Origin of the sequence: Sphaerisporangium melleum, from assembly GCF_014646695.1 — a bacterium.
Taxonomy (GTDB): Bacteria; Actinomycetota; Actinomycetes; order Streptosporangiales; family Streptosporangiaceae; genus Sphaerisporangium; species Sphaerisporangium melleum.
In genome coordinates, this window is record NZ_BMNT01000022.1 from 85,823 (window position 1) to 101,166 (window position 15,344).

18 protein-coding genes and 1 pseudogene are annotated in these 15,344 nt (G+C 71.8%); 12 read left to right on the forward strand and 7 right to left on the reverse strand.

What is annotated here, in order from left to right; translation table 11 throughout:
* Nucleotides 1–216: pseudogene (locus tag IEY93_RS38360) on the reverse strand (mycothiol synthase); the annotation flags it as partial.
* A gap of 100 nt (nucleotides 217–316) precedes the next feature.
* Here IEY93_RS38360 and IEY93_RS20310 point away from each other — a divergent pair.
* On the forward strand, nucleotides 317–2,038 hold the full coding sequence (locus tag IEY93_RS20310; protein ID WP_189164675.1) for a bifunctional metallophosphatase/5'-nucleotidase: 1,722 nt from the start codon (nucleotides 317–319) through the stop codon (nucleotides 2,036–2,038).
* Nucleotides 2,039–2,477: 439 nt separating this feature from the next.
* On the opposite strand, the gene IEY93_RS20315 is transcribed toward IEY93_RS20310, so the two are convergent.
* Nucleotides 2,478–3,197, reverse strand: a complete 720-nt coding sequence (locus IEY93_RS20315) for a response regulator transcription factor (protein ID WP_189164676.1) — start codon at nucleotides 3,195–3,197, stop codon at nucleotides 2,478–2,480.
* 294 nt (nucleotides 3,198–3,491) lie between these two features.
* On the opposite strand from IEY93_RS20315, the gene IEY93_RS20320 reads away from it, so the two are divergent.
* The 10 genes from IEY93_RS20320 to IEY93_RS20360 all read left to right on the forward strand — a co-directional run bounded on the left by IEY93_RS20320 (nucleotide 3,492) and on the right by IEY93_RS20360 (nucleotide 10,191).
* Nucleotides 3,492–3,749 (forward strand): MoaD/ThiS family protein, encoded by a 258-nt coding sequence (locus IEY93_RS20320; protein ID WP_189164677.1) that lies wholly within the window; start codon nucleotides 3,492–3,494, stop codon nucleotides 3,747–3,749.
* 186 nt (nucleotides 3,750–3,935) lie between these two features.
* Complete coding sequence (locus tag IEY93_RS20325) at nucleotides 3,936–4,613, forward strand: LmeA family phospholipid-binding protein (RefSeq protein WP_189164678.1); 678 nt, start codon at nucleotides 3,936–3,938, stop codon at nucleotides 4,611–4,613.
* A gap of 172 nt (nucleotides 4,614–4,785) precedes the next feature.
* Nucleotides 4,786–5,298 carry a sigma-70 family RNA polymerase sigma factor gene (locus IEY93_RS20330; RefSeq protein ID WP_189164679.1) on the forward strand — a complete coding sequence of 171 codons (513 nt, stop codon included), beginning with the start codon at nucleotides 4,786–4,788 and terminating at the stop codon, nucleotides 5,296–5,298.
* Nucleotides 5,295–6,155 (forward strand): anti-sigma factor family protein, encoded by an 861-nt coding sequence (locus IEY93_RS20335; RefSeq protein WP_189164680.1) that lies wholly within the window; start codon nucleotides 5,295–5,297, stop codon nucleotides 6,153–6,155. Before IEY93_RS20330 ends, IEY93_RS20335 begins: the two co-directional genes overlap by 4 nt.
* Nucleotides 6,156–6,384: 229 nt before the next feature.
* Nucleotides 6,385–6,870, forward strand: coding sequence for a thioredoxin family protein (locus IEY93_RS20340; protein WP_229691303.1), 486 nt, complete (start codon nucleotides 6,385–6,387; stop codon nucleotides 6,868–6,870).
* A 32-nt stretch (nucleotides 6,871–6,902) separates the two neighbouring features.
* Entirely contained in the window at nucleotides 6,903–6,986 is an 84-nt protein-coding gene (locus IEY93_RS39770; RefSeq protein WP_352231756.1) for a putative leader peptide, read from the forward strand.
* Between the two features lie 88 nt (nucleotides 6,987–7,074).
* Nucleotides 7,075–7,485, forward strand: a complete 411-nt coding sequence (locus IEY93_RS20345) for a DUF4395 domain-containing protein (RefSeq protein ID WP_189164681.1) — start codon at nucleotides 7,075–7,077, stop codon at nucleotides 7,483–7,485.
* A 15-nt stretch (nucleotides 7,486–7,500) separates the two neighbouring features.
* A complete protein-coding gene (locus IEY93_RS20350; protein ID WP_189164682.1) occupies nucleotides 7,501–8,340 on the forward strand; it encodes a sulfurtransferase in 840 nt (279 codons plus the stop codon).
* Entirely contained in the window at nucleotides 8,337–8,639 is a 303-nt protein-coding gene (locus IEY93_RS20355) for a DUF1416 domain-containing protein (RefSeq protein WP_189164683.1), read from the forward strand. The genes IEY93_RS20350 and IEY93_RS20355 overlap by 4 nt, the downstream gene beginning before the upstream one ends.
* A 124-nt stretch (nucleotides 8,640–8,763) precedes the next feature.
* Entirely contained in the window at nucleotides 8,764–10,191 is a 1,428-nt protein-coding gene (locus IEY93_RS20360; RefSeq protein WP_189164684.1) for a hypothetical protein, read from the forward strand.
* On the opposite strand, the gene IEY93_RS20365 is transcribed toward IEY93_RS20360, so the two are convergent.
* The 3 genes from IEY93_RS20365 to IEY93_RS20375 are packed head-to-tail and all read right to left on the reverse strand — an operon-like array spanning nucleotide 10,076 to nucleotide 12,278.
* Nucleotides 10,076–10,912 (reverse strand): hypothetical protein, encoded by an 837-nt coding sequence (locus IEY93_RS20365; RefSeq protein WP_189164685.1) that lies wholly within the window; start codon nucleotides 10,910–10,912, stop codon nucleotides 10,076–10,078. The two genes, IEY93_RS20360 and IEY93_RS20365, sit on opposite strands and share 116 nt — an antisense overlap.
* Nucleotides 10,909–11,574: a hypothetical protein gene (locus tag IEY93_RS20370; protein ID WP_189164686.1), complete on the reverse strand. Its 666-nt coding sequence runs from the start codon at nucleotides 11,572–11,574 to the stop codon at nucleotides 10,909–10,911. Before IEY93_RS20370 ends, IEY93_RS20365 begins: the two co-directional genes overlap by 4 nt.
* Nucleotides 11,574–12,278, reverse strand: coding sequence for a hypothetical protein (locus IEY93_RS20375; RefSeq protein ID WP_189164687.1), 705 nt, complete (start codon nucleotides 12,276–12,278; stop codon nucleotides 11,574–11,576). Before IEY93_RS20375 ends, IEY93_RS20370 begins: the two co-directional genes overlap by 1 nt.
* 204 nt (nucleotides 12,279–12,482) lie before the next feature.
* On the opposite strand from IEY93_RS20375, the gene IEY93_RS20380 reads away from it, so the two are divergent.
* Nucleotides 12,483–13,835 carry a hypothetical protein gene (locus IEY93_RS20380; protein ID WP_189164688.1) on the forward strand — a complete coding sequence of 451 codons (1,353 nt, stop codon included), beginning with the start codon at nucleotides 12,483–12,485 and terminating at the stop codon, nucleotides 13,833–13,835.
* Here IEY93_RS20380 and IEY93_RS20385 read toward each other — a convergent pair.
* Nucleotides 13,799–14,614: a hypothetical protein gene (locus IEY93_RS20385; RefSeq protein WP_189164689.1), complete on the reverse strand. Its 816-nt coding sequence runs from the start codon at nucleotides 14,612–14,614 to the stop codon at nucleotides 13,799–13,801. The two genes, IEY93_RS20380 and IEY93_RS20385, sit on opposite strands and share 37 nt — an antisense overlap.
* Nucleotides 14,611–15,333, reverse strand: a complete 723-nt coding sequence (locus tag IEY93_RS20390; protein WP_189164690.1) for a hypothetical protein — start codon at nucleotides 15,331–15,333, stop codon at nucleotides 14,611–14,613. The genes IEY93_RS20385 and IEY93_RS20390 overlap by 4 nt, the downstream gene beginning before the upstream one ends.
* Between the last annotated feature and the right edge of the window lie 11 nt (nucleotides 15,334–15,344).

Sequence of the window (15,344 nt, forward strand, 5' to 3'; positions counted from 1 at the left end):
GTCGGTGGGGTCGATGTGGGCGAATCCGGCGAGGTCGTCGTCCGCGTAGAGCAGGACGGCGCGGGCGCCCGGATCGCCGCCGTAGCGCAGGTGGAGCATGACGTGCTCGTTGAGGGGACGGACGGAGTCGGCGTCGGTGGCGGCGTCGACGAGGGCGGCCACGTCGGCCACTTCCTGGTCGCCGAGCCGCTCACGGATTTCCACGCGCGCGTTCATGTTCCGACTTTAATCGGGCGGAAGACGTCACCAAGTCGTGGGGCTAATCGTTATCTCTGCGTCGTTTTGCGCTTAGATTGCCTCCCTAGTCTCGAGAGTTATGACCTCTCGATCGTTCACGCGGATCGCGGTCGCCGGCATCGTCGCGGCCACCGGTCTCGCGTTCGCCGCCGGCACGGCCCCCGCCGCCGCGGCGCACCCTGCCAAGCCGAAGCCCCCCGTGACGGTCCCCGTCCGGCTGATCTCGATCAACGACTTCCACGGCAACCTGGAGCCGCCGACGGGTTCCGGCGGCGCCATCGTCAACGAGAGCGGGACCTCGGTTCCGGCGGGTGGGGCGGCGTACCTGGCGACCCATCTCCAGTCGCTGGTCAACGACCACTCCACCGTGGTCGCCGCGGGTGACCTCATCGGCGCCTCGCCGCTGATCTCCGCCGCCTACCACGACGAGCCGACCGTCGAGCTGCTCGGCAAGCTCGGCCTGCAGGTCTCCTCCGTCGGCAACCACGAGTTCGACGAGGGCATCACCGAGCTCAAGCGCATCCAGAACGGCGGCTGCCACCCCACCGACGGCTGTTCCCCGGCCGGGAAGTGGAAGGGCGCCAAGTACGAGTACCTCGGCGCGAACGTGCTGAAGGAGAAGCACGACCGCTACGCGCTGCCCCCGGTCGCCGTCAAGAAGATCAACGGGGTCAAGGTCGGCTTCATCGGCCTGGTCACCCAGACCACGCCGACCATCGTGACGGCCTCCGGCATCGCGGGCCTGAAGTTCGCCGAGGAGGTCGAGTCCGGCAACCGGGCCGCGGCGCTGCTGAAGCGCGCGGGCGTGAAGGCCATCGTGGTGCTGGTCCACGAGGGTGACTCGGTCGCCCCGAACCAGAGCCCGGACGCCTGCCCGGTCACCCCGGGCGCGGGCACCCGCATCGCCCAGGGGCTGAGCCCGGACGTCGACCTGGTGGTCATGGGGCACTCGCACCAGGCGTACATCTGCAAGACCAAGGACCCGGCCGGCCAGGACCGTGTCTACACCCAGGGCTCGTCGTTCGGCCGGGTGCTGACGACGATCGACTTCAACGTGGACAAGAAGACCGGCGAGGTCGTGCGGTCCTCGGTCGCCGCGGACAACCACGTCGTCACCCGGGACGTCACGCCGGACGCCGGGATCGCGCAGTTCGTGCAGACCTGGAAGGACCGGGTCGCGACGGTCGCCAACAAGCCGGTCGGCCAGATCACCGCGGACCTCACCCGTACGGCGGGGGACTCCGGCGAGACGGCGCTCGGCGACGTGATCGCCGACGCCCAGCTCGAGGCGACCAAGACCGGCGGCAACGCCGAGATCGCGCTGATGAACCCGGGCGGTGTCCGGGCGGACCTCACCTACGCGCAGAGCGGCTCCGAGGGGGCCGGCGTGGTGACCTACGGCGAGGCGTTCACCGTGCAGCCGTTCAACAACCTCATGCAGGTCGTGACGCTGACCGGGGCGCAGCTCGACGCGCTGCTGGAGCAGCAGTGGCAGAGCGGCGGCGCGACGGTGCGCATTCTGCAGCCGTCGGCGTCGTTGACCTACACGATGAACCGCAGCCAGCCGATCGGCTCGCGGATCTCCGACATCAAGATCAACGGAACGCCCGTGACGGACGCCCAGCAGATCAGGGTCGCGGCCAACAACTTCCTGGTCGGCGGCGGCGACGGCTTCTCGGTGTTCAAGGAGGGCACCGGCCTGTGGAGCGGCCCGCTGGACATCGACGCGTTCGTGGCGTACATGGGGGCGCACTCGCCGATCGCGCCGCCCGCGCTCAACCGCATCACGGTCGCCGGCTGACCGGCGCCACCACCCGTGGGTCGTCCTGACCCGCAGAACCGGCACTCAAGAGGGACGCCCTCGCGGCACCGTCCGCGGGGGCGTCCTTCGCGTCCGGGAAGGTGCCCGGCGGGGTTAACCGGGTCTCGCCGGCGGGAGAAGCCGATCACGGGGGCGTCGCGGACACCCGGCGGAGCCGAGCGGCCACACCGCATCAAGGGACGAGCGGTCACACCGCAACAAGGGACGAGCGGTCACACCGCACCAGGGAAACGGCGTGGGTGCCGCGTCCGGGAGCAGGCGTGCGGGAACATGCGGCGGGCAGCCGGCAGGGATGCACGGCAGGCGGCGTCGCGGGGGCGCACCGTGGTGCGCGCGTGCGTCGCGGCGCAGGTCAGCGAAGGGCCGGCGTCGTCGGCGGCCCGGTTCGGCGACCCGCTTCGGCGGGGTGAGAGTCGGGTCAGTGGCGGGCGGGCGCGGGCTCGCGCTCGTCGGCCTGCTCGCCGCCGCGGTCGGGGACGAAGCGGTAGCCGACGTTGCGGACCGTTCCGATCAGCGACTCGTACTCGGCGCCGAGCTTGGCGCGCAGGCGTCGCACGTGGACATCGACCGTGCGGGTGCCGCCGAAGTAGTCGTACCCCCAGACCTCCTGCAGCAGCTGGGCGCGGGTGAAGACCCGGCCGGGGTGCTGCGCGAGGTACTTCAGGAGCTCGAACTCCTTGAAGGTGAGGTCGAGTGCGCGGGTGCGCAGCCGGGCGGTGTAGGTGGCCTCGTCGATCGACAGGTCACCGCTGCGGATCTCGTCGGGCACCTCGTCGGTGGCCGCGATCGAGAGCCGGCCGACGGCCAGCCGGAGACGGGCCTCGACCTCCGCGGGGCCGGCCGTGTCGAGGAGCACGTCGTCGGCCCCCCACTCGGCGGTCATCGCGGCCAGCCCGCCCTCGGTGACGATCACCATGAGGGGGCAGTCGATGCCGGTCGTGCGCAGGAGGCGGCACAGGCTCTTGGCGTGTACGAGCTCCCTTCGCGCGTCGACCAGCACCGCGTCGGCGGGGGGAGCGTCGATCAGCGCCGACGCCTCGGCGGGCGCGACCCGGACCGAGTGGAGCAGCAGCCCTAGCGCGGGCAGGACCTCCGCCGAGGGTTCCAGAGCGTTCGTGAGCAGGAGCAGGTTACTCACAGCACCTCCTAATCCAGAGGCTGATCGGGGGTGAGGCGACACGGTTTCGCTCACTCACCGCATCTGCCTCCTCCCCGTGTTGTGACGGCGGCAGCCGTACAAACACGTAAAGGACCCGGAGGCTACGTCGCCCAGGTCCCGTCAGTAGGTGAGGATAGCCCACGAGAAAGACGGGGCCATAGGCGCGTCCGTCAGGTGAACGGTCCATCACGCGGGAAACAACCGTAACCATTCCCTCGCGGTGCGTCATCAATACGTGTGCGATATTGGACATCGACCGGGAGAAGGGCACTTATGGCAAGGGCAACGGTGCGCTACTGGGCGGCGGCGAAGGAGGCCGCCGGGCTGGCGGAGGAGCCGTACGAGGCCGACACGCTGGGCGATCTAGTGGCACAAATCACATCAAAACATGGCAATCCGCACCTTACGCGCGTCCTCGGACTCTCGTCCTTCCTCATCGACGGCGCGCCCGCCGGCACTCGCGACCCCCACGGCATCGAGCTGCCGGAGCGGGCGACCATCGAGGTCCTGCCGCCCTTCGCCGGAGGCTGACACCCCACCTCGCGTACGGCTTTCCGGCGGTGCGACCCGGTCCGATTCCACGAATTTCCACCTCTCCGGCGACGCTCCGTGACCGTGATGTGCGGGGCCCGCCGATGGGTCGTTTCGCCCCGATTGCAGGGGGAATGAGGGCGGCGGCGCGGGTACTGTGATGCGGTTGGACCGCGAAGGAGCCGGATGCGCAAGCTTTTCGTTTCTCTCATCCTGCTGGGCGTCCTGCTGGCCGTGCTCGACCGCGTCGCCGTCGCCGGTGTCCAGCGCGAGGTGGCCCGCCAGGTCGCCGCACGGTACGACCTGGCCACGCCGCCGGCCGTGGAGGTACACGGGATCCCGTTCCTCACCCAGGCGATCGCCGGCCGGTACGAGGAGGTCACGGTCTCGATCGGGCGGATCTCGGTCCCGGGCGGCGCCCATGTCGAGCGCGTCGACGCCGTCCTGCGCGGCGTCCGCGCCCCGCTGATGGACCTGATCCAGAACTCCGCCACCGCCGACGTGCGCGCCGACGAGGTCACCGGCACCGTGGTGATCTCGCGGCAGACCCTGGAGGCCCGCGCCCCCCGCGGGCTGCGCGTACGCGGCAACGGCGACGACACCCTCCAGGTCACCGGCGACGTCACCGTCGCCGGGGTGACCATCCCGGTCACGGCGAAGATGAAGATCGAAGTGATCAAGGGCGGAATACGGCTGACCCCGGAGAACGTCAACGGCATCCAGGTGCCGAACGCCACGCGCCTGCTGAGCTTCACCGTTCCGGTCAAGGAACTCCCGCTCAACCTCAAGATCGAGCGGGTGCGCTCCATCCCCGAGGGGCTCGCGGTCGAGGGCAGGGCGACGGACGTGCCGCTGCGTGACTGACCCCGTGATCGACCCCCTCGCCGGCCCCGTACCCGAACTCCCGCTCGAACGGACCGCCGGGCCATCGGCCCACGCGGTGGCCGGCCGGCCGGAATCCGTGGCGGGGACGTCCGCCGCGCGAACCCCCGGGCCGCCGGCTGAACCGCAGGCGCCGGCCGTACGTCATGAGGATGTGAGTCCCGCCGGAACCGCCGACGAGCAGCTGATACGCACTCTTTTCGACGAGCACGCCGGGTCACTCTACGGTTACGTGTTGCGGCTGACGGGCGATCCGGGCAAGGCGGAGGACGTGGTACAGGAGACGCTGTTGCGGGCTTGGAAGCACCCTGACGTGCTGACCGACCGCCCGGTGCGGGCGTGGCTGTTCACCGTCGCCCGCAACCTGGTCGTCGACCAGCACCGCGCACGCCGCTCCCGCCCCCAGGAGACCGGCGACGAGGCCCTCGCGGTCCTGCCGGCCGACGACGAGCTGGAGCGCGCCCTGGAGTCCTGGGGGGTCGCCGACGCCATCGCGACCCTGCGCCCCGAGCACCGCGAGGTGCTGCTGGAGACCTACTACCGGGGGCGGTCGGTCAAGGAGGCCGCCGAAGCGCTGGGCATCCCGCCCGGCACGGTCAAGTCACGCACCTATTACGCGCTGCGCGCCCTGAAGCTCGCACTCGAGGAACGGGGGCTCGCGCCATGAGCGCCTGTGCGGACCTGCGGATGTCGCTGGGCGTGTACGCGCTCGGCGCGCTCGACCCGGAGGAGGCCGTGCTGGTCGAGGCCCACCTCGCGACCTGCCCGGAGTGCCGCGCCGAGTTCGAGGAGATCAGCGGGCTCGGCGACCTGCTCGCCCGGGTCTCGGAGGAGGACATCGAACAGGCGTCCCGGCCACCGCAGGCCGTCCTGGACCGCCTGATCGCCGCCTCCGCCCGGCGCCGCCGGCTGCACCGGCTGATGTTCGGCCTGGCGGCCTCCGTGCTCGCCGTGGTCGTCGGCGGGACGGCCTGGATGGTCGCCGACGGGCGGCCCTCCGGTGGCGGCGATACCGCCGTCGTCGCCGTGGGCGCGCCGGCCGCGAGCCGCGCGGCACCGGAAGCGGCGGCCCGCGGCCAGCAGTCCACCGGGGAGGGGCCGGCCGAGGCCAAGCGGTTCGGCGGCACTCAGGCGCCCGTACAGTCGCCCCTGGTCGCCGCGGACCTGCAGCAGGGCACGCCGCCGCCTGCGGCCTTGCGGTCGCCCGGTCCGCAGACCCGCGTCCCGCTCGAGAAGCGGCAGGGGCCGGTGCAGGCGCGCATCGTCATGACCCCCGGAGGCGAGGGCACGTCGATCGAGGTCAGCGTCAGCGGCGTCGCCGACGGCACCTCCTGCCGGGTCATCGCCCTGGGACTGGACGGCACCGAGTCGCCGGTGGCGAGCTGGACGGTCGGCGGCGGTGACAAGAACACGGCCGAGGCGACCTTCGCCGGGCACACCGAGCTGACCATCGACCGCATCCGCGGCTTCGTCATCAGCGACTCCACCGGCAAGCGCCTGCTGTCCATCGACTACACCCCGTAACTCGGCCTCGCTCCTCTCGGCGTGCTCGTGGCGCCCTTGAGGCGGCGCTCTTCGTCGTCGTTCACGAGCGCTCGTTCCTCGCACTCGCTCTCTCCTCCTCAGAGCACCGCCGCGCCACGAGCGGCCGGGGGGCAGGAGGGGCAAAAGGGGAGGCTCGGGAGAGTCTCGGGGCTCGGCCTCGCTGCGCTCGGCGCTCGTGGGCTCTTCGTCGCCGTCCACGGGGGTGGGAATGGTGCACGGTGGGGCGCTGTTGTGGCTGGCGATGACAGGTCTGGTGGTGCTCTGCGCGACGCTCGCCGTGGGTCTCGTCGCCGGCCTGGCGATGCGGCGGCGCGACGGTGCGGTGCGCGCGGTGAGGAGCGGGATGGACGGCGACGCCGGGCACGGGAACAGGGTCGCCGCCGCCGATCTCGGAGCCGAGCTCGGGGAACGCGCCACGCTCGTGCAGTTCTCCACCGCGTTCTGCCAGCCCTGCCGTGCCACCAGGCGGGTGCTGTCGGAGGTCTCCGGCATGCTGCCGGGCGTGCGGCACGTCGAGATCGACGCCGAGTCCCGCCTGGACCTGGTGCGCCGGTTCGACGTCCTGCGCACGCCCACGGTGCTCGTCCTCGATCACGATGGCCGGGTGGTCAAGAAGGCGTCAGGCCAGCCCCGCAAGGTCGATGTGATCGCGGCTCTTGGTTTCACCGCGTCTCATGACCCGGACGGGGCGTGACAGATGGCGAGACGGCGGGTACTGTCGTGCACATGACACCCACGACAGAGCTGCTGACGAAGCGGCGCGCGGTCGATTTCTGCCGCGTCGCCACCGCGCTCTGTCGCATGGCCTGAGGGCGATCCCCGCGGCCGTCCGCCGCGCCGATCTGAATAGTGCCCGATAACCAGCTTTTCGGCACGATCCCTTCAGGAGCGCCTCGTCATGCAGGTCGATCCACGCAGCACGCGTTTCGCCGCGGCCGTCACAACGGTGGTTCTGGCGGTGGTTCTGATCACCGGCAGCGCCTGGTCGCTCCTCGCCCAGACGGTGGTCTTCGCTCTGGGCGTCGCAGGGGTGTCACCGTACGGGCTGATCTTCAGACGGTTGGTGCGGCCGAGACTCGGCCCGCCGGCGGAGTTCGAGGACCCCGCCCCGCCCCGTTTCGCACAGGGTGTGGGCCTGGTCTTCGCCTTCGCCGGTCTGGCCGGGTTCGCCGCGCAGTCCTCGGCGCTCGCGCTCGGCGCGACCGCCGTGGCTCTGCTCGCCGCCTTCCTCAACGCCGCCTTCGGCTTCTGCCTGGGCTGCGAAATGTACTTGATCATCCGCCGTCTACTGCCCGCCGCAACCCGATAAACGGGAGGTTCCCTAATGAGCCGCTCCGCCGTACTGGTGGACGCCGACTGGGTCGAGGCCAACCTCGACACCCCTGGTGTCGTTCTCGTCGAGGTCGATGAGGACACCAGCGCCTACGACAAGGGCCACATCCGTGGCGCCGTGAAGATCGACTGGAAGCAGGACCTGCAGGACCCCGTCCGCCGCGACTTCGTGGACCGTGAGGGATTCCAGGCTCTTCTGTCGGCTCGGGGAATCGCGAACGACGACACCGTGGTCCTCTACGGTGGCAACAACAACTGGTTCGCCGCGTACGCCTACTGGTACTTCAAGCTCTACGGCCACGAGAACATCCGCCTGCTCGACGGTGGCCGCAAGAAGTGGGAGCTTGAGTCCCGCGAGCTGGTCAAGGAGATCCCCTCGCGTCCCGCGACGCAGTACGTCGCCAAGGACCAGGACCTCTCGCTGCGCGCGTTCCGCGACGACGTCGTCAACGCGATCGGCAAGCTCAACCTCGTCGACGTCCGCTCGCCCGACGAGTTCACCGGCAAGCTCCTCGCCCCGGCGCACGTGCCGCAGGAGGCCGCGCAGCGCGGCGGTCACGTCCCGACCGCGCGCAGCATCCCGTGGTCCAAGGCGGCCAACGACGACGGCACCTTCCGCTCGGACGACGAGCTGCGCAAGCTCTACGGCGACGCCGGCGTCGACTTCGACAAGGACACGATCGCCTACTGCCGCATCGGCGAGCGTTCCGCCCACACGTGGTTCGTCCTGCACGAGATCCTGGGCCAGGCGAACGTCAAGAACTACGACGGTTCCTGGACCGAATACGGCTCGCTGGTGGGCGTGCCGATCGAACTAGGGGAGGCCCGATGACCACCATCCAGGGGTGCGCAGCACCCGAGCAGACCGTCGCGCTACCGGCGGGGATCGACCTGTCGACGCAGGCCGTCATCCAGGGCGTCGTCACCGGCGCCGGGACGGCCTACGCCCGCCTGCTGGACCACTCCGGGGAGTTCACCGGTGAGGTCGTGGTGTCCGACGAGGGCATCTTCCGCTTCTTCGCCGCCCCCGGCTCGTGGACCGTCCGCATCATCGCGGGCGGCGGGGTGACCAAGGACGTCGCCGTGGAGGCCCGCCTCGGTGAGGTCTCCCAGCTCCAGGTCGCCCTCTGACCGGTACGCCCAACGCCTGAGGCCGGTGCTCCGCTGCGGAGCGCCGGCCTTTCGCATGAGGTGGGGCCGGTGAAACGGCTGATGCCGCTGCGGCGAATGGGGCGCCGTCGATAGGATGCACCGGATGTCCGAATCCATCCGCACTCCGTCGGTCTGGTCCCTCCCGCTGCACACGCTGCGCCTGGCGGGGCGGTGCGTCCTGCCGCTGGTCATGTGGTACGCGGCAGGGCGGCTCGTGCGATTCGGGCTGCTGGTCGGCGGCACCGAGCTCGCCCATGGGTCGATGCGGGAGCTGCGTCTCGCGCTGACGATGCTCGTCTTCATCGTCATGGTGATGGCCAACCTGGTGGTCAGCGTCGGCATGTTCCACGCGCTGCGCGGCTCGCTGTGGGAGATCAGGGCACGGCGCGCCGACGGCGACGGGGACGAAGGCTTCACCGCGAGCCTGGGCAGGGTGATCATCCCGTTCGTCGCGCTCTACCTGGCGTGGGGATGGCATCTGGAGGACGTCCGCGACTACCTCAACATGGACATCCAGCGCCAGTCCGACGACAAGGGCGTTTTCGGCGCCTTCTACGACCTGACGACCGGCAACGGTGTCGACACCGCGCGCATCCTCACCGACCTGAGCTTCACCACCACGCTGACCATCATGGGCGTGGCCTTCGTGGGCGGCTACCTGTTCACCCTCTGGTACGAGCACAACGAGAGCCGCTTCGCCGCGATGGCCGCGGCCTTCTGCAACCTGGCGGTCTTCTACTACGGCGCTCAGGTCGTCGCCTCGCGCGCCGACTGGGTGGGCGGCCGCCTCGCCTGGACCTGGTGGCACGACCTCCTCGACGGGCTGGCACTGCACGTGCCGGGCCTGGCCGTCCTCGGCGGGCTGGTGGAGGCGGTCAAGCCGTACGCGTGGGACGCGCTGGTGCTGCCCGCCGCGTGGCTCACGGTGGCGATCCTCATGTACGGCGCGTACGCCGAGGACGCGGGCGGGGTGATCAAGGGCACCCGGCTGGAGGGCGTGGCCACCCAGGCGGGCGCGATGCTCACCGAACGGACGCACTCGCTGACCCGCCGCTCGCTCGCCAGGTTCGCTGGCCGGTGGGCCGACTGGGTGCCGCTGCTGCACACCGTGCGGCTGACCGTTCGCGGCGGGGCTCCGCTGTTCGGCTACTTCGCGCTGTGCTTCGTCGGGCTCCAGGTGGGCCGCGACTACGCCTGGCGCGGCCTGGTCTATCTGATCGGCGGCGACCACCCGCGGGCGTACTTCAACGTCCTCGCGGTCCCTCTCGATTTCGCCGTCGAACTGGTCTTCACCGTGCTGACCACCTGCCTGCTCGCGGCTACCTTCGACGTCGCCGCGGGCGCGGAACGGCGGCGCCGGGCCGCCGCCGCGGCGTCCGAGGCCTCTGCGGCGGACGGGGCGGCGGCGGTGCCCGCTAGCGGTCGAAGCGAAGAGCCTGGCCGATCTCCCGGGCGGCGGCGTTCTCGTTCGGCCACAGCACCAGCTCTACCTCGCCGGCCACTGCCTTCGGGACCGAACTCACCAGGCTGAAGCGACCGGGCGTCCCGGGGCTGAGCTGGTCGGGCTGTTTGAAGGCGAGCGCCATCCAGGTGCGGCCCGTCCCGTCGCCCAGGCGGAAGCCCGGAGGCGCGATCGAGTAGTAGACGCCTTTCTCGTTCAGCGCGGTGCCCTCCAGGTCGACCTGCATCGACACGGTGCCCGGAGCCATGTTCTCCGGCTGGGGGGACATGACCTTAACGCCGAGCAGTCGCCAGCGGGTGTTCAGCAGGGTGGCCTCCTGGCCCTGCGCGACCTGGCGTACGTCGTGGGCGTTGTCCTTCTCGAACCGGGACAGCGCGTCGTATCCGGTGACGGCGAGCAGGGCCGCCGACAGCGCGACGGCGCCGAAGAGCTGCAGCGTGATCCGCGCCGCCGTGGGCATCCCGCGGCGTTCCGGCGCGGAACGGGTGGCCGGCGCGGCCGGCGGCTCGGCCCGGCCGGCGCCGAACGGAGGGGGAGCGGCGGCCGGAGCCGGGGCGGCCGCGGGCCGGGGCGGGGTGCCGGGCGGTGGCCAGGGCAGCCGAGGGGGCACCGACCCGTTGGTCACGGCCGGCATCGGCACCGTGGAGGTGGACCGCTGATCCTCCTCCGGGGCGGGCGGCGGCCACACCCGGACGTCCGGGCGGGGCAGGCGCGGGGCGGGGGTGAACCACGAGGGCTCGGCGGCGGGCGGCCGCCACACTCCGGTGTCCCGTGGATCCTGGGCGTTCATATGCCGCTCACCTCGTAGCCGTCCTTGGCGCCCTCGACGCCCTGGCGGACCTGGGCCCCGGTCAGGCCGAGGTCGAAGGACGTCTCGGGCAGGTACTGGTCGCCGGCCAGATCGTTGACCTTCTCCTGGACGACCACCCGGGCTCCGGCGATCTTGTCCGGCGGGACCTCGAAGAAGCAGAGCGCCGAACGCCACCACCCCGGCTGGACCCACTTCTCGGTGATGGTCGCGGTCGGATTGACCTTGTCGGTGGCGTTGAAGCGCAGGCCGTCCGCGGTGACCAGGAACGGGGCGAGCTGGAGTGGCCGCCTGGCCCCGGTGGCCCCGATCTTGATGATCAGGAAGACCTGGTCGGTGGTCGCCTCATCGGTGGCGTACGTCCGCTTCACCCGCACCGAGCGGGCGAACTCGACCCGCTCCAGCCGGGCCGAGAAGTGGTCGGTACGCACGTCCTGGCGCGGGCCGGCCGAGAAGGTCAGCGGCGCCCGCCGCTGGTCGGCGGACATCGTGAACGTCTGCGCGTAGACCGCGCCCGCGGCGAGGGCCACGCCCAGCACCGCGGCGGCGATCCGGTGCCAGGCCGGCCGTCGCGGGCCGCGCGGCCGGTCCGCCGGCGCGGGCGCCGGGGAGGTGTCGGGGACGAGGTCGGACGACAGGGCCATCACGACGCCTCCACCCGTACCGGCATCTCGACCCGCGCGGCGACCACGGCCGGGGTGGTGGTCTTCGGTGCGGGCAGGTCCGCGCCCCTGGCGGGAGCCGTGGTCGCCGGCGCCGGAGAGACCGGTTCGGGCGGGCCGTTCAGCCGCTGCCAGAAGCGCTCCTGCGTGAAGAAGCTCTCGTACCACTCGAAGGTGGCGAGGTCGATGCTCACCTTCTTCGGCGTCGGCGCTCCCGGCGGCAGCTCGAAGGACACCACGACGGTGGTGGGCACGCCGGGGTGCAGTTGGGCGTACGGGCGGTTCTGCGAGATCGACCTGATGTAGGGGCCGTCGCCCGGTGTCGCCGGCGGCTGGAGCGTGCCGGTGTCGGTGCGCACGGTGGGCAGTGCGCCGTCCATGGCCTGGGCCAGGATGGTGTGGTCGGCCTGGTTGGTGACCTTGAGGATGAGCTGGAGGTATCGCTTGTCCGAGACGCCCATCTCGTACTTCCCGCCCGGGCGGACCACGGCGTCCTCGAAGACCGTGCGCATCTCGCCCTGGTCGAACTCCGCCCCCTTGGCGAGCAGTTCCGGCGGCTCCTCCGGCGCGTCCGCCATGCCGCCGAAGGCCGCGCTCACGCCCACGGTCGTGGCGGCCAGGACGGCGAGGACCGGGATGAGAACCGGTCGCCGGCGTCGGGCGCCACGGGCAGGGGTGGACGTCATGGCACAGGATGGTAGTCGCTACGCCTTCCCCTTCAGCCTCTTTGGCCCCATAGATACCCACCAGACACCTAGCGACGGCTATATAACCGGCATATCCCCGAGCGTGATCGTGCCGCCACCACCCGCATCCGAAGCCGGGGCCGCGGACCAGGACCTTCCGGGGATGCGCTGCGCGATTATGACGTGCTCTGTACCATGCGCAGGATGTCCGAATCGTTGACCTTGGGGGCGGGGTCACGGCCCGCGGCCGCCGGCGCCGTCCGATGGTGGCGGCGCTCGCCGTACGGATTGCCGCTGCACGCGCTCGGCCTGTGGGTCCGGCGCCTGGTGCCGCTGACGCTGTGGTTCAGCGCCGGTGAACTCGGCCGCTTCGTCCTGCTGGTGGCCGGGTCGGAGCTCTCGCACGGCTCGCTTCGCGAGTGGCGGCCGGCCGGGACGATGTTCCTGTTCATCGTCATGGTCATGCTCGGCATGGTCGTCACCGTCGGCATGCTGCACACCCTGCGCGGTGCGCTGAGCGAGACCGCGGCCCGGCGGGCGGCGGGCGAGGAGCCCGAGACCCTGGCCGGCGCGCTCGGCCGGGCCATCATCGCCTACGTGGCGATCTCCCTCGCCTGGGGAGGGCAGGTCGCCGACCGGCGCCGGTTCGCGGACGCCGGCATGGAGCGCTACGCCGAGCAGTACGACCGGTTCGCCGCCGCGGGCGTCGAGAACGCGCTCGGCGGCGGGCCGCCCGTGCCGCCGGTGACCCCCGACGTGGGCATCGACCTCGTGCCGGACCTGCGGATCGCGGTGATCTTCACCGGGGTCGCCGTCGTGCTGCGCTACGTCCTGTCGGCCCTGCACGAGCGCAGGGGCGGGCCGCGGCTCGCGTTCGGCGTCGCCTTCTTCGAGCTGGCCTACACCTTCTACGGCGCGGTGCTCGTGGTCACCCTCGTCGGCCGGCGGTCGGCCTGGCTGGAGAGCCGCGCGGTCGTGACCTGGTGGAACGCGCGGTGGGCCGCGCTGGAGCAGGCGGTGCCCGGCTGGCAGGCCGCCATGGAGTGGCTCGGCGAGCTGCGCCCGCACCTGGGAGGCGCGATCCTCACCCCGCTCACCTGGCTGACCCTGGCCATCCTGGTGTACGGGGCGTACTCCGAGAGCGGGCGGAACGTGGTCAGGGGCACCGCCCTGGAACAGGCCGCGGCGCGGGCGGAGCGGCGCGCCCACCGGCCGGCCCGGCGCGGGGTGCGGCTGATCGCCGTGCGGGCCGGTCTGGACCGCTGGCCGCCGGTCCTGCACGCGCTGCGCCTCACCCTGCGCGGCGGCGCGCCGCTGTTCACCCTCGTGTGCCTGTGCTACGTGCTGCTCGCCGTGGGCATGGACTACGCCGAGCGCGGCGTCTACCACCTGATCGGCACCGGGCACCGGCAGCTCGACTGGGAGGTGTACCAGATCCCGGTGCACTTCGGCCGCGACCTGGTGTTCACCACGCTGACGCTGTGCCTGTTCGCGGCGGCCTTCGACATCGCGGCGACCCGTCAGCGCGCGAACCGCAGCGCCTCGCGGGTGGAGTAGCTCAGCACCAGCTCGGCGGTGTCGCGCATCCGCTCGGGGACGACGGCGACCACCGTGATCTGCACCGGCTGCCCGGCCCGCAGGGCGGAGCGGAGCGGGGTCCGCTCCGCCGTGGCCCGCCAGATGTGCCCCGCCCGGTCGCGCACGCTGAAGTCCGGCGGGAACGACGTGTCGATCTCCGCGGTGGCGGCCGGGGTGGCGCGGACGTCCGCGACCAGTGACACGGTGCCGGGGTCCTGCCCGTCGGCGGGTGAGCCGGGGGTGACGGCGGCCTGCCAGCTCACTCCGCCCAGCGTGGCCTTCTGGCCCGGTCCGACCACGTGGACGACCGGGGACGGGTAGCGCTCCGCCACCCAGGCCGACCGGTCCCACCACTGCACGCCCACGGTGGCCGCGACCAGCCCCGCCGTCGCCACCAGCAGTCCGGTGCCGCGCAGCACCCGTGCCAGCGGCCCGCGTTCCCGCCGTTCTCCCCGTTCCCGGGAAGCCCGCCGCCGACCCGCCGTGTCCGGCCCGCCGGGGTCCTGAATCACCGGCGTGCGCGGCCCGGCCGGTGCGGGGATGACCGCGGACGGCACCTCGTCGGGGACGGCCGGTGCGCGGGGGGTGTACGACGCGGGTGGCGGGTCGTCCGGGCGGATCACCGGGATCGGGAACGTGGTCGGGAACGCCTCCCAGGAGTCGGTGGAGGTCGCCGACCCGGGCGTCTTGGCGGCGAAGGCGTCGAACGGCTCCTCCTCCGGCTCCGGCGCCTGGTCGCGCCCGCGGTCCCGGCTCACGGCCGTACGACCAGTCGCACCGACTCGGCCATCTCCTCCAGCAGCCGCCGGGCGGCGGCGTCGTCGGTGGTGAGGGACAGGGCGACCTCCGGGAGGAGCTGGTCGTACCGGCCGGGGGAGATGCCGTCGTACACGCCGTTGGTGGAGGACGCGGTGACGACGACCTCGGCGCCGGGCAGCGCGTCCTTGGGCACTTCGAAGACGTAGTCCAGCTCCGACCACCAGCCGTGCTGGACGGGGCGCTCGGCCCGGGTGTAGATGCCGAGGACCCGGTCGGTGACCTGGTACGCCCGGCCGTCCCTGGCGCGCAGCCAGGCGTTCTTCAGCCGGCGCGGCTCGTCGGCCGAGGTGGCCTGCACCGTGGCGACCACGAAGATGTCCGGTGTGCCCACCTGCTCGGTCTCCTTGACGGTCTCCGTTCCGGTGGCCGGGTCGGTCGAGGGCGTGCCCAGCCTGATCGTCCTGGTCGTCACGACCTGTTCCAGGCGCATGCTGAACCATCCCGTCTCCGCGACCGCGCCGGGCACGGCGTGGGTGGTGAGCGGGGCGTCGAGGGCGTCCGCGTCCATGACGAAGGTGTGCGCGTACACGGCCGCCGCGCCGATGGCGAGCGCGGCCGTCCCGGCGCCGAGCCGCCGCGCCGCCCGCCGGGCCAGTGAGGGCCGCCGCGCCGCCGGCGAAGCGCCCGGCGCGTTCATCTCGACGGTTGACGACGTCATGTCAGCCGATC